This window comes from Marivirga aurantiaca, from assembly GCF_016679925.1.
Taxonomy (GTDB): domain Bacteria; phylum Bacteroidota; class Bacteroidia; order Cytophagales; family Cyclobacteriaceae; genus Marivirga; species Marivirga aurantiaca.
In genome coordinates, this window is sequence record NZ_JAEQBW010000001.1 from 283,564 (window position 1) to 307,506 (window position 23,943).

Annotated in this window: 16 protein-coding genes and 1 CRISPR repeat array (1 of these 17 only partly in view); of the genes, 13 read left to right on the forward strand and 3 right to left on the reverse strand. The window is 36.5% G+C overall.

All coding sequences use genetic code 11. From position 1 onward, the window contains the following. A CRISPR array of direct repeats spans positions 1–4,807; the repeat unit is 30 nt; unit sequence CTCTTAATCGCACCATACTGGAATTGAAAT; it begins 393 nt to the left of the window's first position. Positions 4,808–4,906: 99 nt separating this feature from the next. The 4 genes from JKA74_RS01245 to JKA74_RS01260 all read left to right on the forward strand — a co-directional run bounded on the left by JKA74_RS01245 (position 4,907) and on the right by JKA74_RS01260 (position 7,592). Next, complete coding sequence (locus JKA74_RS01245; RefSeq protein ID WP_201429332.1) at positions 4,907–5,959, forward strand: aminotransferase class V-fold PLP-dependent enzyme; 1,053 nt, start codon at positions 4,907–4,909, stop codon at positions 5,957–5,959. A 48-nt stretch (positions 5,960–6,007) separates the two neighbouring features. Beyond that, complete coding sequence (locus tag JKA74_RS01250; RefSeq protein ID WP_201429333.1) at positions 6,008–6,571, forward strand: MarC family protein; 564 nt, start codon at positions 6,008–6,010, stop codon at positions 6,569–6,571. After that, a complete protein-coding gene (rnhA, locus tag JKA74_RS01255) occupies positions 6,571–7,041 on the forward strand; it encodes a ribonuclease HI (protein ID WP_201429334.1) in 471 nt (156 codons plus the stop codon). The genes JKA74_RS01250 and rnhA overlap by 1 nt, the downstream gene beginning before the upstream one ends. Positions 7,042–7,118: 77 nt before the next feature. Further along, the gene (locus JKA74_RS01260; RefSeq protein WP_201429335.1) at positions 7,119–7,592 is read left to right on the forward strand and encodes a hypothetical protein; all 474 of its coding nucleotides are present in this window, start codon (positions 7,119–7,121) and stop codon (positions 7,590–7,592) included. 83 nt (positions 7,593–7,675) lie between these two features. Here JKA74_RS01260 and JKA74_RS01265 read toward each other — a convergent pair whose 3' ends face one another. Together JKA74_RS01265 and JKA74_RS01270 are read right to left on the reverse strand one after the other, a co-directional pair. Further along, entirely contained in the window at positions 7,676–8,404 is a 729-nt protein-coding gene (locus tag JKA74_RS01265) for a tetratricopeptide repeat protein (RefSeq protein WP_201429336.1), read from the reverse strand. Between the two features lie 4 nt (positions 8,405–8,408). Then, positions 8,409–8,990 carry an RNA polymerase sigma factor gene (locus JKA74_RS01270; protein ID WP_201429337.1) on the reverse strand — a complete coding sequence of 194 codons (582 nt, stop codon included), beginning with the start codon at positions 8,988–8,990 and terminating at the stop codon, positions 8,409–8,411. Positions 8,991–9,091: 101 nt separating this feature from the next. On the opposite strand from JKA74_RS01270, the gene JKA74_RS01275 reads away from it, so the two are divergent. The 5 genes from JKA74_RS01275 to JKA74_RS01295 all read left to right on the forward strand — a co-directional run bounded on the left by JKA74_RS01275 (position 9,092) and on the right by JKA74_RS01295 (position 16,007). After that, positions 9,092–10,099, forward strand: coding sequence for a hypothetical protein (locus tag JKA74_RS01275; protein WP_201429338.1), 1,008 nt, complete (start codon positions 9,092–9,094; stop codon positions 10,097–10,099). 97 nt (positions 10,100–10,196) lie between these two features. Beyond that, on the forward strand, positions 10,197–10,400 hold the full coding sequence (locus JKA74_RS01280) for a hypothetical protein (protein ID WP_201429339.1): 204 nt from the start codon (positions 10,197–10,199) through the stop codon (positions 10,398–10,400). Between the two features lie 188 nt (positions 10,401–10,588). Then, positions 10,589–12,559: a PKD domain-containing protein gene (locus tag JKA74_RS01285; RefSeq protein ID WP_201429340.1), complete on the forward strand. Its 1,971-nt coding sequence runs from the start codon at positions 10,589–10,591 to the stop codon at positions 12,557–12,559. 25 nt (positions 12,560–12,584) lie between these two features. Then, complete coding sequence (locus tag JKA74_RS01290; protein ID WP_201429341.1) at positions 12,585–15,164, forward strand: CHAT domain-containing protein; 2,580 nt, start codon at positions 12,585–12,587, stop codon at positions 15,162–15,164. A gap of 135 nt (positions 15,165–15,299) precedes the next feature. After that, positions 15,300–16,007 carry a tRNA1(Val) (adenine(37)-N6)-methyltransferase gene (locus tag JKA74_RS01295; protein ID WP_201429342.1) on the forward strand — a complete coding sequence of 236 codons (708 nt, stop codon included), beginning with the start codon at positions 15,300–15,302 and terminating at the stop codon, positions 16,005–16,007. 13 nt (positions 16,008–16,020) lie between these two features. On the opposite strand, the gene JKA74_RS01300 is transcribed toward JKA74_RS01295, so the two are convergent. Beyond that, positions 16,021–17,349: a saccharopine dehydrogenase family protein gene (locus JKA74_RS01300; RefSeq protein ID WP_201429343.1), complete on the reverse strand. Its 1,329-nt coding sequence runs from the start codon at positions 17,347–17,349 to the stop codon at positions 16,021–16,023. Between the two features lie 433 nt (positions 17,350–17,782). Here JKA74_RS01300 and JKA74_RS01305 point away from each other — a divergent pair, with 433 nt between their 5' ends. The 4 genes from JKA74_RS01305 to JKA74_RS01320 all read left to right on the forward strand — a co-directional run bounded on the left by JKA74_RS01305 (position 17,783) and on the right by JKA74_RS01320 (position 23,877). Further along, positions 17,783–18,613 carry a CheR family methyltransferase gene (locus tag JKA74_RS01305; RefSeq protein ID WP_201429344.1) on the forward strand — a complete coding sequence of 277 codons (831 nt, stop codon included), beginning with the start codon at positions 17,783–17,785 and terminating at the stop codon, positions 18,611–18,613. A 22-nt stretch (positions 18,614–18,635) separates the two neighbouring features. Then, positions 18,636–19,232: a chemotaxis protein CheB gene (locus JKA74_RS01310; protein ID WP_201429345.1), complete on the forward strand. Its 597-nt coding sequence runs from the start codon at positions 18,636–18,638 to the stop codon at positions 19,230–19,232. A 343-nt stretch (positions 19,233–19,575) separates the two neighbouring features. Next, positions 19,576–20,409, forward strand: coding sequence for a GAF domain-containing protein (locus JKA74_RS01315; protein WP_201429346.1), 834 nt, complete (start codon positions 19,576–19,578; stop codon positions 20,407–20,409). Positions 20,410–20,427: 18 nt separating this feature from the next. Then, positions 20,428–23,877, forward strand: coding sequence for a PAS domain S-box protein (locus JKA74_RS01320; RefSeq protein WP_201429347.1), 3,450 nt, complete (start codon positions 20,428–20,430; stop codon positions 23,875–23,877). Positions 23,878–23,943: the final 66 nt, after the last annotated feature.

Consider the following 23,943-nt stretch of genomic DNA (forward strand, 5'->3'; position numbering starts at 1 on the left):
TCTTAATCGCACCATACTGGAATTGAAATATGAGGCAATTCAGGAAGCAAGAAGAGATTACGCATCTCTTAATCGCACCATACTGGAATTGAAATTTAAGCAGGACATTAATAACCTGAAGACGGCTTTTTCTCTTAATCGCACCATACTGGAATTGAAATAGAGTACGCAGAAGATCAGGTAGATCACTTAATTACTCTTAATCGCACCATACTGGAATTGAAATGATGGACGTATTGAGGATATAGATTTAAATGTAGACTCTTAATCGCACCATACTGGAATTGAAATCGGCAGGCGTTAAGATTGCTAAGATTGCAAACAACTCTTAATCGCACCATACTGGAATTGAAATCTGACACATTAACAAAGATCTTTGTATGGATGGTACTCTTAATCGCACCATACTGGAATTGAAATCACAACGATCACTACAACGATTACAAACACTGTACTCTTAATCGCACCATACTGGAATTGAAATGATGTAACACCTTCATATTTTTGAATTAAAAACACTCTCTTAATCGCACCATACTGGAATTGAAATCTATTTGTTTCAATTGATCTTCATTGAATTTGTATTCTCTTAATCGCACCATACTGGAATTGAAATGTCTGTCCCGGAAAGCGGAGGGGGTGAAATGGACGCTCTTAATCGCACCATACTGGAATTGAAATGATGCTGTATTTGTGTCAGAATTAACCTCTCGCGTCTCTTAATCGCACCATACTGGAATTGAAATATGAGTAAAATGTTAAAAGATTTCGAGCAGTCTTTCTCTTAATCGCACCATACTGGAATTGAAATTAAGTAAATTCAAATGATTTATCTTGTGATCTTAACTCTTAATCGCACCATACTGGAATTGAAATAGGTTTAACATTCGAGTAAGCTTTTCTTCTTTCGTCTCTTAATCGCACCATACTGGAATTGAAATTTATTTAAGTGTTTGCCTCGGGTGAGGTTGTGAAACTCTTAATCGCACCATACTGGAATTGAAATGAGTGATGAGGAAGCAATTAAAATTGGATATGAAACTCTTAATCGCACCATACTGGAATTGAAATTTAAATGGTTATAACTGTCAATTGGCTGGTTGGTTGCTCTTAATCGCACCATACTGGAATTGAAATCGGTACAATAAAATTACATTGTCCGAAATACTGGACTCTTAATCGCACCATACTGGAATTGAAATAAACAGGCGCCCAGTTTTCAATCATCTTACTAGGCCCTCTTAATCGCACCATACTGGAATTGAAATTAATTTTGGAAACACTTCATTTGATCGATTGATAAACTCTTAATCGCACCATACTGGAATTGAAATTTGATTTAAAATCAAGAAGTTTTATCGTAGAGGTTCTCTTAATCGCACCATACTGGAATTGAAATTTTGCTTATTGACGAATGCAGAAATACAATCATCTTCTCTTAATCGCACCATACTGGAATTGAAATGAAACAAACCTTTCGTGGTTAGGGGTGTGGATTTTGCTCTTAATCGCACCATACTGGAATTGAAATCAACCTGATTAAATTTATTCCTATGCTCAAAGTAGCCTCTTAATCGCACCATACTGGAATTGAAATGGGGTATCATCAATAAACATTTTAGATGAAAATAAACTCTTAATCGCACCATACTGGAATTGAAATGTGTAGGTCAAAATCAAAGAAATGTAGGTAATTATGCTCTTAATCGCACCATACTGGAATTGAAATTACGCAATTGCATCAAATGTTTCTAATTGCTTATCGCTCTTAATCGCACCATACTGGAATTGAAATTAATATACTACAAATAAAAGCCTTGCATACATCAACCTCTTAATCGCACCATACTGGAATTGAAATAGAAAAAAGAAGTTAAAGGGAATACTTTCGACAATGCTCTTAATCGCACCATACTGGAATTGAAATATAGTTATAAGACAACCTATTTCCGGTAACTTCTGCTCTTAATCGCACCATACTGGAATTGAAATTATGGATTTACACCTTAAAGGTATTTGGAATAAGTCTCTTAATCGCACCATACTGGAATTGAAATTCGGCTAAAGAGTGAGGTAAATCATCTTCAAGATCCTCTTAATCGCACCATACTGGAATTGAAATACCCCTATTTACTTGCTCTTCTACGCTTAGACTATTCTCTTAATCGCACCATACTGGAATTGAAATTGGTTTAACATTCGAGTAAGCTTTTCTTCTTTCGTTCTCTTAATCGCACCATACTGGAATTGAAATAGGTATGGTTTTAATTTTAGCTACGGTGATCCGGAACTCTTAATCGCACCATACTGGAATTGAAATCAGCAGACACATACGGAATTAAAACGAACAAAGACTCTCTTAATCGCACCATACTGGAATTGAAATGGGAATATAGAGATAATGAGGTTTTTTTTATTGAAACTCTTAATCGCACCATACTGGAATTGAAATTTGTTTTTTGAATGCTGTCTTTTAGATTCCGTAAACTCTTAATCGCACCATACTGGAATTGAAATATGTAGCCAACCAAACAGGCCGTACTCCTTCGCAACTCTTAATCGCACCATACTGGAATTGAAATATTTGTAAGGCTTCAATTCTGCAATTTTGGCCTTACTCTTAATCGCACCATACTGGAATTGAAATAAGTTACCAGTAAGGCTATTTTTAATATGAATTACACTCTTAATCGCACCATACTGGAATTGAAATCTGCCTTCCTGGTGTTAATATCGTAACTGCTATCCGCTCTTAATCGCACCATACTGGAATTGAAATAAGCTTTTGTTTGTCTCGTTAATTTGCTTAGGGGCACTCTTAATCGCACCATACTGGAATTGAAATGCGTGAGTACTTTAACAACCCGGTGATTGAAGGTAACTCTTAATCGCACCATACTGGAATTGAAATCTGATTTGACAGGGTAATACAAGTGCATTGATAAGGCTCTTAATCGCACCATACTGGAATTGAAATATGCCTGTCAGGTCTACCACAACAATAAAGCCGGTACTCTTAATCGCACCATACTGGAATTGAAATTGGTTTGAAATGGGCGGTTCGTCCGGTTTTCGGTACTCTTAATCGCACCATACTGGAATTGAAATCTCTCAGTCTCGTATACTCTTACGATAGGTGTGGTACTCTTAATCGCACCATACTGGAATTGAAATCTGCTGAGAGGAAAGAACCGGCAGGCCTTCCTAATCTCTTAATCGCACCATACTGGAATTGAAATACTTAGAAGCGCGCATGGCTGAATCATTTGACGTAGCTCTTAATCGCACCATACTGGAATTGAAATTGTATAAGAAAAGAAGTAAACCCGGTCTTCCACCCACTCTTAATCGCACCATACTGGAATTGAAATGTGTTTTGGAAAAAACAGACCCTGTAATTATGGACGCTCTTAATCGCACCATACTGGAATTGAAATAATCGTACACCCTTTGTTTCTTTTCTTCCAGGGAACTCTTAATCGCACCATACTGGAATTGAAATAAGACAATGCTTTTTCAAAGTTTGCAAAAACTCATTCTCTTAATCGCACCATACTGGAATTGAAATATTTTGTATAAGTGATGGAAAGCATGATCTCTGTTCTCTTAATCGCACCATACTGGAATTGAAATTCGTTTCATCTATTTCAAGGGGAATGCACAGGATACTCTTAATCGCACCATACTGGAATTGAAATTTAACGATGAGGGCAGCGGTGTCAATCAAAGTGGTCTCTTAATCGCACCATACTGGAATTGAAATCTGAAAATCATCAACTCTACTTTCAGTAGTATTATCTCTTAATCGCACCATACTGGAATTGAAATATATAACCTGCACCAGTAATTAAGATACTTCCCACTCTTAATCGCACCATACTGGAATTGAAATATGACTTTACGGGATATTCCTATGGGGGCCACTTTCCTCTTAATCGCACCATACTGGAATTGAAATGTGACGAATATCCAGTAGCAGCGGAATGTCAAGCCACTCTTAATCGCACCATACTGGAATTGAAATTCTTTAAATCCTTTATCATAAGCATTATCCACATCCTCTTAATCGCACCATACTGGAATTGAAATTTATTATTCCAGAGTTAATAGATTTATCCTCATTTCTCTTAATCGCACCATACTGGAATTGAAATCTTGATGGAACAACTACAGCTAAATTTGGTACTTCTCTTAATCGCACCATACTGGAATTGAAATCACGGTGGTAAGGCTTCATAGCCAATGAATCTACCCTCTTAATCGCACCATACTGGAATTGAAATAGATTTGGAAAAGTCAAGATGTACCCTAAAAAGGTACTCTTAATCGCACCATACTGGAATTGAAATGTGGTTTACGCCTACCGAAACATATTAGCAGCTGACTCTTAATCGCACCATACTGGAATTGAAATTTAAGGACTTTAAAAGGGATGAAAACGGGAATATCCTCTTAATCGCACCATACTGGAATTGAAATTACATTCCACTCATCAGGATTAAAATACCTGAAAAACTCTTAATCGCACCATACTGGAATTGAAATAAGGAAGCAGAAAAACTTAAGCCAATACTCAATAACTCTTAATCGCACCATACTGGAATTGAAATCAATCTGGCCATTGCGCACAAGGAAATATTGCACAACTCTTAATCGCACCATACTGGAATTGAAATTGAGCAAGGTGAGAAGGAGATATAATGACTATCAATCTCTTAATCGCACCATACTGGAATTGAAATCTAACTAAAAGAAGGCCCTGCAGTTGCGGGGCTTTCTCTTAATCGCACCATACTGGAATTGAATCATCACTCACTCCTTAAATAATAAAACCTACTATTTAGAACCCACAAGGTTTCTAAAACCTTGCGGGTTTGTTTAACTTTACCCTCTCAACAACATATCCATGATCAACTTCTATCCCGGCCCATCCAAACTCTATCCTGAAATAGGTACTTATTTACAGGAGGCTTTTCAATCCGGTATTTTGGAAATGAACCATCGATCTGAAGCTTTCATGGAGCTTTATGCAAGCACCAAAAATTTACTGAAAGAAAAATTGAACATTCCGGAAGATTATGAAATTGTGCTGGTTTCTTCTGCTACAGAATGTTGGGAAATTATTTCCCAGTCCTTTGTAGAGAAAGCAAGCGTACATTTATTCAATGGAGCTTTCGGAGAGAAATGGTTTGACTATGCTAAAAAAATTCATTCGGCCTCATCGGCTGTATGTTTTGAAGCTCATGAACTGCCTGTAATGCAGGAAATGCCAAAAGCAGAGTTGTTGGCACTAACACATAATGAAACTTCTAATGGAACCGCTCTGCCAGACAGCTTTCAGGTGCAATTAAGGAAAGAGTTTTCCCACAGTTTAATTGCCTATGATGCCACGTCTTCTATGGCAGGCTATAATTTGCAATGGAAAAATGGAGATATCTGGTTTGCTTCAGTGCAAAAATGCTTTGGGTTACCGCCTGGTTTGGCGATTATGGTAGTGAGTCCGGAAGCTGTGGATAGGGCAGCATTCATTAAAGATGATCGCTATTACAATTCCTTTAATTACATTTTAGGAAATGCCCGGAAAAACCAAACTCATCATACACCCAATATTAGTAATATATACTTACTCAAAAGTACATTAAGACAGAGAGCAGATATTGAAAATATCCATCAGGATTTAATGGAGCGAAAACTTCATTTTTTTGAAGAAATGAAACAGTTTCCTCAATTGCAGAATTATATTTTATCATCTGATCAGCAATCTGATACTGTTTTTTGTCTGCGGGCTGAAGAACCTGCTATTGTAAAGCTGAAAAATGCTACCAAGGAAAATGGTATACTCCTTGGCAATGGTTACGGTAGCTTAAAAAACACCACCTTCAGAATTGCTAATTTTCCTGCTTTATTACAGGCAGATTTTGACCGTTTACTCCTGTTTTTTGCTCATTTTTTTAAATAACATTAATATATCAATCCGTTATTGTACCTTTGCGCGAAATTTAAGTAAATGCTCAATTTTAAAGAAATTATTTCTGTCTCGCTGATCCTGTTTTCAGTGATTGATATTTTAGGTTCAGTGCCCATTGTAATTGATTTGCGTAAGAAATTAGGCCATATTCAATCGGGTAAAGCTACCATTGTGGCTGGTGTAATTATGATAGGTTTTCTCTTCTTAGGAGAATCTATTTTAAAGTTATTTGGTATCGATATTGGCTCTTTTGCTATTGCCGGTGCTATTGTAATGTTCCTTATTGGCCTGGAAATGGTTTTGGGAGTTACGCTCTTTAAACATGAAGAAACCACAGCTTCAAGTGCTTCCATCATGCCAATTGCCTTTCCTTTAATAGCCGGTGCGGGTACCATGACAACCCTTATCTCCTTAAGGGCTGAATATTCTCAAATCAACATTATAGTAGGAGTGGCATTGAACCTGGTTCTGGTATTCATCGTATTGAAAACCTGCGGCTGGCTGGAGCGGAAAATTGGCCAGGCAGGATTTAGTATATTGCGAAAAGTATTTGGGATTATTTTATTGGCCATCTCAATCAAACTCTTTAAAAACTTCTTTTAATGATTACAATCTACACAGACGGATCAGCTTTGGGCAACCCGGGACCCGGGGGCTATGGTATAGTGATGCGTTTTGGAGAAAAGAAAAAGGAAATTTCTGCAGGTTACAGGAATACCACCAATAACAGAATGGAGTTGATGGCTGTTATAGTGGCTCTTGAAAGTTTAAAAACAAATAAATATCCGGTACATATCTACAGTGATTCTAAATATGTAATTGATTCTATTTCCAAAGGCTGGTTAGCCAACTGGGTAAAGAAGGGATTCAAGGGGAAGAAGAATGTAGATTTGTGGAAAAAATACCTCCAGGTTTCCAAACCTTATCAAATAGTTTTTCATTGGGTAAAAGGTCATGCCGGTAACCCTGACAACGAAAGATGTGATCGATTGGCAGTTGAAAAAGCTGAAAATGGACCTCATTTAATAGATGAACCATTCGAGAGTAATCAATCTTCATCTAACCTTTTGTAGTGCTTATCGTATTCATAAAGCAATTCGTCTGCTTTGGCAGGGAGGGATTTTTTTAACTAAAACAATTTGATATGAACATGAAAAAGTGCGTAATTTTTATTGGCTTATTGGGACTATTGTTCACAACTAAGGCGTATTCACAGGATTACACAAGATCCATTGGTTTAAGGGGGGGCTATCCTACTGCACTAACGGGTAAATTTTTCACTAGCCAAAATGTGGCTTTAGAAGGTATGCTTACCGGCTATCGGGGCGGGTTTGAATTTACAGGACTATACGAAATGCATAAAAATGCCTTTGATGTTCCTTATTTAAATTGGTATTATGGCCCGGGCTTTCATATTGGAGCTTTTGATGACAGATATGATAACTATTACTACAATAATAGGGGAGATGGATTTGTAGTAGGGTTTGATTTTATTTTAGGCCTGGAATATACTTTAACAGATATTCCTTTTGTTATTGGTATCGATTTTAAACCGGGTCTGGATATTGTTCCTAATTTCAGAGGTAATTTTGGAGCAGGTGTTTCACTGAGATTCTATTTTTAAAAAATTAAATTAATTGATTACAGATAAAAAAAGGCGCTTGTAAGCGCCTTTTTTTATACCTGATTTTGTAGGGGATTTAACTATCATTCCAACCTATCAAGCAGCTTCCTGGCTTCAGCATACTTTGCTTCTTCTTTTGGAATGGTTTTTAATATTTCTGCGGATTCCTGATACTTCTCCTGTTTTAATCTACTGAGTGCTTTGTACCACACTGCTTCATATTGATAAACAGATGTGCTATTGCTAATTTCATCTAAAATTTCCTCTGCTTTCAGGTAATTTTCTGTTTCAATCAGAGAAATAGCCCGGTATAGTTTCAATTCATGATTGTTATCATCATCCTCCAGTATTTCTTCAAAATACTTTTCCGCTTCCTGGTACTTTCCTGCATTAAATGCTTCTTCTGCTTTGAACAGTAATTCATTTTCAGCTCCTCTTTCTGTCAGGCTAATAGCCTGATAGTTGGCAAACTCCTGATAACCTGGTCGTGAAAATTGTTGAAAAAAGTAAAGTCCAACAAACAATAAAATGCAGGCTGCAGCTGCCACTTTCCACCACAAGGAACGATTGTTTGAGGAGTTGTTCTTATTGAAATAGTTCTCTGATATATTTTTTAAATTTCCTTTAAAGGATATCAATTCATCTTCATTTTTATATTTATTTTCAAGAAAACCGGAAGTCTCTTTATATAACTCAAATGCATGTGAAAACTCAGGATCAGCTTTAAGCCTCAGCTCAAAAGCTTTCAATTCCTCGTGAGACAAGTTCCCCGAGAGGTAATCCTCAAATAAAATGTAATCAGCATCTTTCATCAGTTTATGGTTTTATTCGGTTATACATAGGCGACTCCTTGATCATTTTTGTAAGGTTCCCAATACATAATGATTTCTTCTTTCGGGCATAGGCATAGCTCACGTTTAATTTTTGAGCAACCTCTTCCATTGATTTTGTTTGAAAAGCTGTTTTAAGTAAGTCTTTACAAGCTTTGCCTAATTTTTCAAACATCTGATTAAAAAGTTGCTCCTGCTCCTCAAATAATTCAGTTGCCTGGGCTTCCTCAGAAGTTTTGTCATCTATAGATGTGGTCTCTTCATTAATTGTTACCACTGTTCCACTACTTTTCTTTAATTCATTTAGCCATTTTCTCTTGCACAGCAGGAAAAAATAGGCATCAAAAGGACAGCTTAGTACTAAATTTTTATGCTGGGCTTGCTTAAAAATGATGATGAGTACTTCTTGAATAACATCCTGTGCAGCATCCCTGTCTCCGTTATTCTGACAAATATAATTGATCACCTTGGGAGCGAAATCTTCATATATGGAGCGAATAATAAATGAATTGTTTGCCAACAATCCTTCAATATAACGCTGATCCGGATGGGTATCTTTTTTAGTCATTAAATAAACTTTCCCTACAAAAGTAAAAAAAAGATTGAGAATAGGGGTAACAAAAATAAAAGCCATTGATATAGGGGAGTAAAACAAAAAATATAAAAATCATGAAAAATCTAAAACACTTATTTCAATGGATAATTTTGGCATGCATAACTACTATGATGGCTTGCAACAATGAGGATGATGGTACTGCTGTAATTCCGGATGACCCCACCATAGAGGCACCTTCCAAAGAGGATTTCAGCATTATGAGAGAAGATGCGCTTAATGGCATCAGGCAATCAGCCAGCTTTAATGCGGGGGAAGGGATTAGCTTTACTTCCGAAAATGGTGTGGTATTAAACATTAATGCCGATTGTCTTACTTTGGATGACGATAATGTTACCGGAGAGGTTGAGCTGGAGTTTATTGAACTTTTTGACAGGGGCACTATGCTCTCCACTAATAAACCTACTATGGGCATTACTCCTGAGGGCGGCCGGTCACTTTTGATTTCAGGAGGAGAGTTCTACATCAACGCTACCCAAAATGGACAATCATTGGAATTGTCTTGCGGAAATATGCAATTGATAGTTCCAGCTGATCTTAGCGGGGGTGCAGATCAGGAGATGACTTTATGGAGTGGCATAATTGACGATGATGGAAATTTAGCCTGGGAAGAAGATAAATTTGAGGACAACCCTGATGGTGTTGGTGGTGACAGGCTTTTTGTTGAAGGGGATCAATATTTTGCTTTTGTTGGGGATTTTGGCTGGACCAATGTGGATAGATTCCACAGTGATCCAAGACCTAAAACCACTGTTCAGGTAGAAGTTCCTGAGGGATACGATGCAGAAAATAGTGCTGTTTATTTATCATATGATGGCGAAGGGAATGCATTGGCACAATTGGACACTTACGATCTTAATACGGGTATCTTTTCAGAGCATTATGGTATGATTCCGATTGGATTGGAGATGCATATAATTTTCATCACGGAAGAAGATGGTCAATGGAAGTATGCCATCAAAGGAGTGGTAGTGGAAGAGGATGATATTTACACCTTTACTTTGGATGAAACCACTACCGGTTCCGAACAAGATCTTAACAATGCAATTAATGCATTGCCTTAATTAGACCAACAGGAAGCCCTGCCTATTTTTATAGCAGGGCTTTTTTATCCTTTTTCTGAAAGATTTTATTTAAGCACAATAATTTAATACAAGTCCCATGGAAAGATTAAAGTTGATTCTAATTCTTTTGTTATTTATGTCTGCGGTACTTTTGGAATGCGATAAAATAAAAGCAAGACATGAATTTGTTTTGACTGATTCTCTGGAGTTTTCAAATACTTATGCAAACATAGATGATGGTAAAGCAGATAGCTTAAAAATAGAGCCTGAATTTCCTCAATCGGGAAGTAAATGGTATTAACAATCTTCCTTCTCCCATCAGAGAAGGACAAAAGGTTGAGGTTTGAATAAAATCTTAACTTATAGCATTAACCGGGAAATGATCGGATAGTGGATGTGAAAATATAGATTTACAATAATTACATCAGTATTCAATTGCGATAGCATAAAAAAATTACCATTTTTACTTTTTATAATAATAAGATTTCTATGAAAACGCTTCTTTCTCTTCTGATATTTTTTTTCTTAACCTGTCATATTATTGTAGCTCAAAGTTCTCAAAATACAGATACACTAAGAGTAGCTACTTTTCAATATGATTTGATGGGAAATGAAATTAGCCTGACACCTGAAACCCCACCTTTGCAACCCATTGCGGGTGCTCCAAAAGGTTTTTATACCTACTATTGGGAGTTTGGAGATGGTGCTTACAGCAAAGAAGAAAAACCGGTTCACACTTATAGAAAAAAAGGAACCTATGAGGTGAAGCTTTGGGCTACCAATAACTATGATGCAGGAAAACCGCCAGCTACCCGCCCTCAGCAGGTTAAGGTGAAGAAAATCACCAACGAAACACTTGAATCTGCTTCCATGACTGAGGATTTTATACTTCAGAAAAACAGGGAGCCTATTCCTAATGAGGAGTTGGTGTTAATATTGAGCTATAAAAATTCTAAAAATTATCTAACGAATGGTAAAATCTACCTCTTTTTTAACGAGAAAAAGTATAAAGCCAACAATTTTGAGTTGAGTGATATGCGCTTGCACCATGGGGAAAATCTGGTTACAGAAGAAGCTGTTGCTGCAATTAATGGAATCAATCCCTACGGAACATTTTTGGCTTCTGCCCAAGAGGATTTATTTATTGCTCATTCCTTGCCGGGCGATTCCACTGAAAAAGTGAATCTTCCACTTACGTTGGAAGAATCCAGGGCCAGGTATAAAGACTGGCGAATTTTAAACTTTGATCAATTAATGCCGGGGGAAGAGCGCAATATCTTTTTTACCCTTCGTGCTACTCCTGAAATGTTGAAAGACACCAGTGCTATCATTAGCGTGCGGGGCATATATGTTCCTGATGGTAAATATGACAATCATAAAGTAAAGGATATGGAAATGGAAATAGTTACTTCCCATGATCCCAATAAAATGTCGACTAGTGCTAATTTTATAAATTTTAGAACTGTCAGGAATAAAAAATTCAAATACAAAATTAAGTTTCAGAATAATGGCGAAGGCCCGGCCAATACCATCCGACTAGAAACAGAGGTTCCGACCATGTTCAATAAAAACACGATTGAAGTGACGGATATGTACCCGGAATGTCCTATATGTCCTAAAGATGAAATAGTGAGCTATAGTTGCATTGATACTACATTCACAAATGAGAAAGCAATTTTTACTTTTAAAAACATCTACCTGCCAGGTAGCAGACAAGAAAATGTACAGGAATATGATTCTACCAAAGGCTTTGTAGCATATAACATTCAACTGAACGATAAAATTGAAAAGCGGAAGACAAAGACTAAAACAGCCATCTATTTTGATAAAAATGAGCCGATTATTACCAATTATGCCACCACAAGATTTTTGCCCGGGATTTCTATTGGTGCTAAAGTGGGATTTATGAATGTATCGGCACGTAATGACTACCAGGAATTTTTCTTCGGGGCCACCATTTCCCCATATAAATCCTACAGAGGCTATCTTCAGGCGGAACTACTATTTTCTACCAATTCCTACACAGAATCCAGGCAATATACAGAGACAACAGATGTAGATGATGTGTTTACCGATTCATATGATTATGATGAATTCAGTGAGTTTAACAATACCTCCATTTACCTTATTCCGGCATCTTACCGTTACAATTTAAATAAGTTTTTGGCATTGGGAGCCGGCATGCAATTTAGGTGGGATCTCGTAAGCAGGCAAACTATTGAAACAAGTGGTGAATATACAGAAGTCATTAGATCTGAGAATTTTGAAAGAAGAGATGAATCAAGAGACACATTCACAACGGATGAAGTAAGGAGTAGCTTCAGTAACCTGCAAACCGGGGCTTTTATTGACCTTAGTGCAGGACTTGTAAGGATTGGCCCCAGCATAGGAATGCGTTATGTACATCATTTTTCAACTCCCAATAAGCAATTACAATTCTATGCCATCTGGAAATTTTAAAAATAGATGATTCTGATAAATGACTATGATTAGATCATTCTTCATTTTCTTGTTCTTAACAACAAGCATGGGGGCTTTTTCCCAAAGTCTCACTGATTCTATTTATAATGACCTGGATACTTTTATTGCCAATAAACCCAATGAAAACTCATTGCATGCTTTAGGTGAAAGAGCACTTCATTATACAAGTAGGGTGGAAGAAAAAGAAGAAAAACTTGCCTTGGTTATTTTACAATGCAATTTGGCCTACTATCATAAATCATTTGACCATCATACGGAGGCCATCAATTTATATGAAAATGCCTACAGGAATTACTCAGGAAATCAATTAATCGGTTATGATATCATTGAATACTGCTTAAAGCCCTTGGGAAATCTTTACACCATTCGGGGGGATTTTACTAATGCTGAAAACACCATTAAACAATATATTTTTATGGCCGGCAAGCAAGGTGACGAGCCACAAAAAATAGCAGGTATAATTAATCTTTCAGTAGTATACCATAATACTGGAAATTATGATTTGGCCATTAAAATACTGAAAGAGGCCATTAAAAATCCCGAGATAGGCACAGAGCAAAAGAATTTGTTGGAGAATAATCTTACCGCTAATTTGATAGCTCTCCATAAAATAGAGGAGGCACAAAAGACATTGAGTCTTGGTCAGGAAGAAAACAATTCTGTTGAAGATTATAAAAATGCGGCTCAAATGGCTTTCAGAGAGCAGGATTTTGATCAGGCATTGCATTATCTGGAAAAAGCTGGAAGCAAGCTTATCAAAAGCCCTGATTTCACAGCACGCCAAATAGCTAAAATTTACGTTGAGCAATCTGATGTGTACCTGGCTTCGGAGCAATTTCAGAAAGCCGATTCAATCTTGCGTGCTGCTTTAGCTATTTTAATTCCAGTTTTTGATGGTAAGAAAGGGCCTGTTGAGGAGGAACTTTATCCTGAAAATACTTTGCTTGACATTTTCGATGGTTTAGCCTATTTAGCAACAGATTGGCAAGAAGCTTTAAAATATTACGATTTAAGTTTTTACGTATCTCATTTACTTCAGCAGCCAATAAATACTCAGGAAGCCAGGATTATCAATCAAAGGGAGAATAGAAAAAGAAGTGAAAAATGCATTGAATTATTGTATCAGCATTACCAAATCACGGGAGAAACAGAGATATTAAAAAAGGCATTTGATTATGCCGAGAGTAGCAAAGCGGTGGTCTTGAAAGAAGCCTTGAACAGGAAATCCCTTCTAAAACAATATCCGAAGGACTCTTTACTCATTGCAGAAAAAGAACTTGCCTCTAAACAAGAAACTACTATAGACTTATTAGTACGAAGTCAGTTGACAAATTCCTCAGAAGAAACCATTCAAGCAATTATTACTGAGCTAAACAGAATTAATTTTTCACTCAAAAAGGTGAGAAGAAGTATTTCGCAAAAATATACAGAGGATAAAATCCCGCGTTTTACAATTGAACAAATACAGGAAAAATTGAAAAATGAAAAGGCCGGAATGTCCTTCTACTTTTATGGACAAGATGCTATTTACCAGTTTATAATAACAGAAAGTTTGGCAGATCTGAAGCAAATCCCATTTGACAATGATTTGAAAATATCTATTCAGAACTTCATTGCTTTTTTTGATACACCTTCGGCCATTAATAATAATATCAATTCCTATAAAACAACTGCTTTTGAATTATACCGGAAACTTCAATTAGATCAATTGAATGAGGTGGAGAATTTGCTTATTATTCCTGATGGCGTCTTAGGGTTCATCCCTTTTGAAGCGCTTCTCACACATAAAACACGGACGAATATTTATAAAGAAATGCCATTCTTAATGAAACATTCAAAAATGTTCTACAATACTTCAGCTGCTTTTTATATGAATGCACAGGTCAGGGAGAAAGGTGAAAAGGTATTGGGGATTTTCCCTGTTTTTGAGGGGAGAAAAAGAATGTTAAAGTATTCTCTGGATGAAGCCGAATTGATGAGAGCTAATCCTAAAGCGCAGATTTTTGTAAGAGAAGAAGCAACAAAAGCCAATTTTTTAAAACAGCTTGGGCAAAATGATATATTGCATTTATCCACACATGCCAGTGGAGGCAATTTTGTTGTGCCGGCCAATATAGAGTTTATCGATGATGTAATGTTGGTTCATGAGTTGTATGGGTTGTCTATCGATCCCTATTTGGTGGTGCTGAGTGCTTGCGAAACTGGAGTTGGTAAGCTTCAGAAAGGGGAAGGAGCAATGAGTATTGCCCGCGCTTTTCAATATGCCGGAGTCCAAAATTTATTATTCTCTTTATGGCAGGTGAATGATTACTCTACAGCCCGGCTGATGCAGGAATTTTATCAAAGTTACGATAAAACCCACTCGGCCTTTGTGGCTAATCAGCAATCCAAGTGGCATTATTTGGAAAATGAGGAAATTAGCAACCCAAAGAAATCACCTTATTATTGGAGTGCTTTTGTTTACTATGGAGTGCCTGAAACTGTTGAGTCGGGAAATGGATATTTTTACATCATAATCATCTCCACTCTATTGAGTATTTTAATAATAGCGATAGCTCTGAAGTATAAAAAGCCCAAGGGATAGATTTAATAAGAACGGTAACAGCTTTTATCATTGGAAGAAAAACATTGAAGTATAGCCCTTCTTCCAGGAAAAACTATTGGTCAGAATAATTTAAAGAGCAATATTTGTCCTGCCCTTAACCAGTGTGTAATCCCAATGTCTATTTTCCAATTCAAACAATTTACCTTAACTCAATCTGATAGCGCAGCAAAGCTCACCACAGATGCAACAATTTTTGGTGCCTGGATGCCAGTTGAAGCCAATGTGCAAAATGCTTTGGAAATAGGGGCTGGTACTGGAGTACTTTCATTAATGCTCGCTCAACGGTTTCCTTTTGAAATAGAAGCAGTAGAAATAGATGAAAAAGCTTTCCTGGAAGCAAAAAGGAATTTCCTGAATTCACCATGGAGTAACAGACTAACAGTTGTTCATCAGGATTTTAAAAGGTTTAATTCTAACAAAAAGTATGATTTAATTTTCTCTAATCCCCCATTTTTTACCAAAAATCTGCAATCACCTAAAAACGCAGAAAAAAACACGGCTTATCATACCAATCAGCTTCCTCTTCAGGCATTGTCCGATGGTATTAATGAGCACTTAACGAAGGATGGAACAGCCTATATTATGCTTCCCACATATGAGATGGGGCAGTTTGAAAAATTAATGAAGCAACATGGATTATTAGTGACCCGATCTGCTACCATCCATCATAACCATCAAAAAGCTGCCTTAAGAATAATTCATGCTTTTTCCCGATCAGAAAAAAAGGATGATGAAATAAAAAAGCTGTACGTAAGGGATGAAAATTCTCATTTCCATCCCGATTACATACAGCTTTTAAAGCCATTTCTCACTATTTTCTAGATAAGAAGCATTCTTAAGAATGTGTTTCGTTGATAGAAACGCCATGGTGTACCAATTCCTTCAAAATGGGTTCATATAACTCTTTCACGATGGGAATATGTACTCCTCTAAGTTTGATATTTCCATTTAAAATGTTTTTAACAGCAATCCCAATAGGTAAACCTACTGTTTTGGCCATTGCAGTTTCATGTTCATTTTCACCATATGAAACAATGGATGAGTCTATATAGTGCTTTTTCCCATCTAACAAATACTCAAACTGATGTTGCATCACTATCATGTCCTTATCACCTTCTTCAAGGCTTAATTTTTTCTCACATATTGCCTGAAGCACTTGTGCAGGAGATCCTTTTTTAAGAGGTAATTCGGTTTCATCGAAAATTCCCAGCCATTTTAATTTCTCGAAAGTCTCGGAATTTCTTTGAATGCCTACATATTCACAAAGTTTGTCTTCAATGGATTGCGTTTCTTCATATTTCAGGAATGCATTAACAAAATCACGATTGGTCATGCTCTCCAATCCCTCAATTTCATAAGTGTCATCGGTAATACCTATTTGTACAAATACATTCCAGGCTTCTGAAAAGCCTACTTTACGCAAAGTTCCTCTCAATAATGTAGGTATTTTCTCCAATCCGTAAATTTTCCTATAGGAAAGTGAATCGCGGTTGGGGTAACCTTCAAAATCGCCCAATCCATTTACGTGTATTTGATCCAGTCTGGTGAACAATCTGTGATAGGGAATATATTTATATCTTCCATTTCTGATGAACTTAGCAGCTCCCTGTCCTGCCAGAATAACATTTCTGGGATTCCATGTAAATTTGTAATGCCATGGATTGTTATCACTTTCAGGGGCTATCAATCCGCCTGTATAAGATTTAAATGAGGTCAATTCCCCGCCTTTTTCTTTTATTTCATCAATAACAGCCATGGCGGTCATGTGGTCTATTCCAGGATCAAGACCACATTCCATCAAAATCAAAGTATTTTTACTTTTGGCAATATCTGAAAGTCCGTTTATTTCAGGATTGTTATAAGAGGCAGTTACTAAATGTTTGCCTAAGTCCACACATATTTCTGCTACTTTAAAATGTAGAAAGGCAGGAAGCATGGATATTACCAAATCAGCATTTTCTATTTCTTCTCTCGACTGAATTTTATTCAATATATCGAATTGGATAGTTGAGAAAGAAGGGTGCCCCGCTGCTTTTTCATTGGCCAGGCTCACATCAAAATCTCCTAATCTAATTTTCCAATTTTCTTTTTCAGCCTTGTCTTTCAGATAATTGATAAGTGAGGTAGCGGATCTTCCGGCCCCTAGTAATAGTATGTTTTGCATCGTTTTTTATTTTTAATGACGCAAAGTTATCAATCTGTATTCCCCAAAAAACTATCGGGATATTTTATTAGTCGAAAAATGACAAATTGACTGCTTTTTCTAAATTCCCCAATGTATTATTGCAGTAGTTTAATTTATTAATCTTATTATTAACTGATATATTGGAATAGGATAATTTTTATGTGAAAAAATATCTCATATTTAATACTAAGCAAGAAGGGCGAGAAATGATTTTTTATTTGTAATATCCGTGATTATCATACATAAAACCTGTTAATTCTATTTTTTTTTGTAATTAACAGCTTGAAGTAAGTTTGATTTAAAATAGAAAATGGATAAGGAATGATTCTTCAATCATTTTTCAAACCAGATATTATATAAAATATTGAATAGTGGAAAATATTATTAACAACGAACTGATACAAAATCCCCTATGGACAGACAGGATATAGAAATATCAGACTTAAGGCGCATTACGGAATTAGTGAAAGAGCAGTATCGATATGATTTCACTAATTATGCTATGTCGTCTTTTAGAAGAAGAATTCTCCGGATAATGGAGCTTTATAAGTTTGGGTCGGCAGATTTACTCATTAAAAGATTAAAAGATGATAAATCTTTTTTTGATGAGTTTATTTCTGAAATCACAGTGAATGTTACTGAAATGTTCAGGGATCCTTCCTTTTGGAGGGAACTCCGTGATAATGTAATTCCTAATATCTTACTCAATCATAACACAATTAGTATTTGGCATGCGGGATGTTCTTCGGGGGAAGAGGTTTTTTCAATGGCTATCCTTTTAAAGGAAATGGGCATTTTGAACAAGGCTAAAATCATAGCTACCGACATTGATAAAGTAATACTTGATAAAGCGAAGCTTGGACATTATTCCATGAAAAATATGGAATTGAATGAAAAGAACTATATCCGGTTTGAAGGAAAAGGAAGCTTTAAGGATTATTTTACAGAGCAGAATGGTAAGGCCGTAATGGATAAAACACTCATTGATAATGTTTCATTCCGTGAACATGATTTGGTGCAGGGCGTGGTCTTCAATAAGTTCGACTTGATATTATGCAGGAATGTAATGATATATTTTAATCAGAATTTACAAAATGAAGTATTAAAGAAACATCATGAAAGTTTATTCAAATATGGCTATTTAGTAATAGGGTCTAAAGAATCGCTGATTTGGTGTGAGATTGCCAATAAATTCATTGTAGTAAACAATGAAGAGAAAGTTTACAAAAAAATTAAAGACTAACTAATCAGCAAAAAGATACTAAATGAGTCGATTTAATCTCGATAATAAGTATAAGGCTATAGTAATAGGCGGTTCTGCCGGGAGTTTCCAGGGCATTACCCAAATATTATCTGCCCTGCCTGCTGATTTCAGCTTGCCTATCATCTTGTGCCTGCACAGGTTGAAACATGTGCGAAATGGATTTGTGGAGGCTTTATCAATAAAGAGTATTAAACCGGTAGTAGAACCTTATGATAAGGAAGGAATCAAAAAGGGCAAAGTATACCTGGCTCCTGCCAATTACCATTTATGCATTGAATTGGGTAATACTTTTTCACTTTCAACAGAAGAAATGTACAATAATTCAAGGCCTTCAATTGATATAACGCTGGATACTGCAGCTTATACTTTTAAAGACAAGTTAATCGGTATTTTACTTTCAGGAGCGAACAGGGACGGAGCACTTGGAATGAAAAGAATAAAAGACAGGGGAGGGTTGACTATTATCCAGGATCCTGAAGAGTGTATGATTGATACCATGCCTAATGCGGCAAAGAATCTTACGGAAATCGATTATACTTTGAAGGTTAAAGAGATAATACAGTTTTTGGTCGAATTGGATAAATTATATTTCAAATGATTTTTGGATAAATTCATTGGAGGTGATAAATTATATATATTTGATCGGATTTATATTTTTAGTAACAAATGATGATAACTAAAAAACAAAATTATAACACATGATATGAGCATAAATATTCGAGGGCGAATCCCGATAGCCCGGTAGCTATCGGGGGGACCAAACGCCAGATGAATATTTATAGCGAATTCTCCTGAAGGGATCCCTTTGGGGCATGTGACAACTTAAAAAAACAATTATATACACATGAAATGAGAATAAATTTTAGAATCCATACCATACCAACTGAGGATGAATAAAATTTATTGAATTCCATGTGGCCTTAAAAAATAAACTTATACACATGAAAGCAGTTTATAAAAATTTAGCGCTTATTCTATCTTTAATATTCACTTTGAGTATTATTGGTTTAGCGTACTATCTTTATATCTTTCCTGAACGAATTGCCAATCAGACAAGCCTTATCAGCTTAATGGATGTCTCTGAGCTAAAGCCAGTCCTCACGGAATTATACCTGTTCTGCGGTGCATCTTTGGCCCTGGGCTTTACAGCTATTTTATTCCTCATCTTTGCTAAGAATAGTGAGAATGATAGCAATATAGTATATATTGAAAAATTTAAGGACAAAAAGAAAGACAAAGGAAATGGGGCGAATTCCGAAGATAATGAATCAATTGTAGACGATGAGTTAGTAGATATAAGCAAAGCGATTGGGCAGGAAAAAGATGTTAAAAAACAAGCCGAACTATTATTGTCATTACTTGCAAAAAAACTAGAAGCTAGTCAGGGAGCTATTTATAAAGCAGGCAAAGAAGAGAAGAAAAATATTATCTCATTATTTGCTTCATATGCTTTTGTATTGCCCGAAAGCCAGACGATCTCCTATGAATTTGGAGAGGGCTTGGCAGGTCAAGTAGCAAAAGAAAAGAAATTGATTAATATTTCAGATGTGCCAAAAGGCTATATTAATATTCTTTCAGGATTAGGAGAGGCAAAACCCTCTTACTTGATCATTTGTCCCATCATGAAAGACAGCCAGTTACTAGGCGTAGCGGAAATAGCTTCATTTAAGAAATTTTCAACACATGATGAAAAACTGGTGGAAAGTGCAGTGCATCTATTGGCCGGAAGCCTCATCAAAAAAGATACAGATAAGTCAGATAAAACTAAATCATAAGGGTAGAAAAAAACGCACATGTTCAAGAATATTAAAATAGGAACGAAAATAACAGCTGTTTTACTCTTCGTAGTACTGCTGAGTATTATCATAGTCAGTTTCATTACTTACAATATGAATAGGCAATCTATTGAGAAACTGAATTTTGAAAAGCTGATGGTGAGATCCACTTTAAAAGCAGATAATATCAACTCATATTTTGAGAGTATAGAAGCCAATTCGAATCACATTTCCGAGCTCCTCATTATTCAATCAGGAGTGCGTAAATTGCAAGCTGAAGAAGATACAACAGTTAATCAGGATAGTCTGAAAGCTGCAGTGCTTTTTGAGATGGAAGGTCAATTAAGAAAGTTTATTGACAACTATCCTATTCATTCTATTTTGATCACCAATCTCTCGGGAGAGATAATTTTCAATACAACTTCCAATGGTGATTTCGCAGTGGGGGACAATTTAGAAGATTTGCAACCTGAATTTTATGCAACAGCCTTACATAACAGCACTTTCAGCAAAGTGATTACAACTGAATCCGATAAATTAATTTTATTTGGGAGGCCTCTTATTGATGATTATAACTCTCCGGCAGGAGTGTTGACAATAGTTAAGGACATGTCGCCCGTTTTGGAAATCGCCAATAGTAGAAGCAATGATTTCGAAACCTCTGAAAGCATACTAACCTATCAGGATGAGAAGAAGGCTTATTATGTGAATAGCTTGAGATTTGTACCGGATAGTATAGCACCCAAATCAGTTGATATGGAGTCTGATATAGGGACTTCCGTTCAAAATGCGGCCAAAGGGAAAGTAGGCTTTGCCAAAGATATTGACTACACCGGAACACCTGTTTTAGCTGCCTGGACCAATATTCCTGCTTTGGGATGGGGATTGGTAAGTACTGTAAGGGAAAGCGAAATACAACAGCAATTTACAGAATTACTGAAGAAATTTATTTATACAGGACTGATCCTGCTTTTCTTTACATTTATTATTTCCCTCATATTTTCCAAAGTATTGATTAGCCCTATTTTATCATTAAAGGAAACACTGAAGCTGTTAGGTAAAGGGATTTTGCCTAATAATGTACCAAAGAATTCTGAAGATGAGGTAGGGGAAATGGCTGTAATATTAGACAATTTTGTAAGTTCTTTGAAAGGTACTGCAAATTTTGCCAAGCAGATAGGAGAAGGGGATTTTCAGGCTGATTTCAAACCAATCTCTGAGGAAGATACTTTAGGAAACTCACTTATTAACATGCGTGACTCTATTCAGGAAGCTGAAAAACGAGACAAGGAAAGAAATTGGATTGTTACAGGTGTAGCTGAAATTGGCGAAATTTTAAGGATCAATGATGACTTAGAGCAGCTTGGAGATCAGATTCTTGGCTATGTGACTAAAAAAATTGATGCTATTCAAGGAGCTTTCTATGTACTGAATGATGATGATCAGGACGACTACTTTATCGAAATGAAGTCGAGCTATGCCTATAATAAAAAGAAGCACTTAAAAGCCAGGTTTAAATTTGCTGAAGGCCTTGTTGGTCAATCAGCTATAGAACAGGATACTTTGTTGAGAACAGAAATCCCGGAGGATTATGTGAGCATTACTTCCGGTTTGCTGGGAGATAAGAGGCCAAATTCTATCTTAATAGTTCCCCTCATTACCAATGAAAAAGTATACGGAGTATTGGAATTTGCCGGATTCGAAAAATTTAATCCTAGCCAGGTGAAATTCGTGGAGGAAATAAGCCTGATTATTGCAAGAACTGTTTTCAACATCAAGGTAAATGAGCGTACGAGGAAACTTCTGGCGGAATCACAAACAATGAGTCAGGAACTGCAGGAGCAACAAGAAGTATTGCGACAAAATGCAGAGGAAATGGAAGCTACTCAGGAAGAGTTGAAGCGCACTAACCAACGATTGGAAGATCAGATTGAAGAAGTAAACAGAACGCAGAAACGAATGCAGTTACTTCTTGAAAATGCCTCCGAGGTAATTACTATTTATGAAAAAGATGGTATGGTACGCTATATCTCACCATCTGTTGAGAAGATTTTGGGTTATAGGCAGGAAGATCTTATCGATACCAATGACATTGATAAAGTGCATCAGGATTCGCGTGATGAAGTGCGCAGATTATTTGTTCAGCTAGTGGAGAACCCTGGAGAATCCATCACCACACAACACCAATATGCCAACAGCGAGGGTGAATATGTATGGGTGGAGGTTACCGGATCCAATCAGTTAGAAGATCCGGCCATACAGGGTATTATCTTTAATACCAGGGATATCACTGAAAGACGCAGAGCAGAGCAGGAAGAAAGAATGCGAAGCAAAATGCAAGCACTTTCGGAAAACTCTCCTGATTTAATTACCAGGATTGATAGTGAGGGTAAGTTCTTCTACGTTAACCCAATGATAGAAAGCTATACCGGCAAAAGGCCTGATGAGGTTATTCAATTGGAATTGAACAATTCCGGAATTGAACCGAAAATCATAGAAGAGTGGAATAAGCTATTGACCTATGTGAAAGACAATAACTCTAAAATCACGGAAGAAATGAATTTCCCATCCTCTATGGGAGATAGGGTAATGCAGGTAAACGCTATTCCTGAATATGATGAGGAAATGAATCTGGAGTCGGTTTTAATGGTATCACATGACATTACGGAAAGGAAAGCCATTGAACTTGAGATCGCGAGCAAAAACAAAAAGATCACCGAGAGTATTAATTATGCAAAAAGGATTCAAGGTTCCATATTGCCTAACAATGAGGTAATCAGACAAAAGCTGCCGGATTCCTTTATCCTGTACAAGGCCAAGGATGTGGTAAGTGGTGATTTCCCATGGTATATTGAAGTGGATGATGTTATTTACATCGCTGCAGTGGATTGTACAGGACACGGTGTGCCAGGGGCTTTGATTTCATTGATAGGTTACTTCTTGCTTAACGATATTGTACGTTCTCAAAAAGTTAGTGATCCGGGTATTATTCTTGATAAATTAGATGCTGGCGTTACAGCTACTTTAAGGCAGGACAGGGATGATTCAACCACAAAAGATGGTATGGATATAGCATTCTGTAAAATAGATAAAAAAGCAGGTACTATTGAGTACTCTGGTGCGCACAGACCTTTGTATTATTTGAATGCCAATGGAGAATTGGATGAAATCAAAGGAAATAAATTCCCAATTGGTGGAGGTATTTACAGAAACCAAACCAACTTTGAAAATCATAAAGTGAAATATAAAAGTGGAGATTCTGTATTTTTCTGTTCAGATGGATTCCCTGATCAATTTGGAGGTCCGGAAAACAGAAAATTTGGTCCAAAAAGGCTGAGAGAGCTAATAGTCGACAATCAAAGCAAATCTATGGACGAACTGCATCAGGTGTTTGACGAGGCATGGGAAAACTGGAAGTCGGACTACAAACAAACTGACGATGTACTATTAATTGGGATTAGATTTTAACAGGGAAAAGTTAAATTATAAATAAAATTATTTAATTTGAAGCTAAATTTGGAGATTATCCGGTTT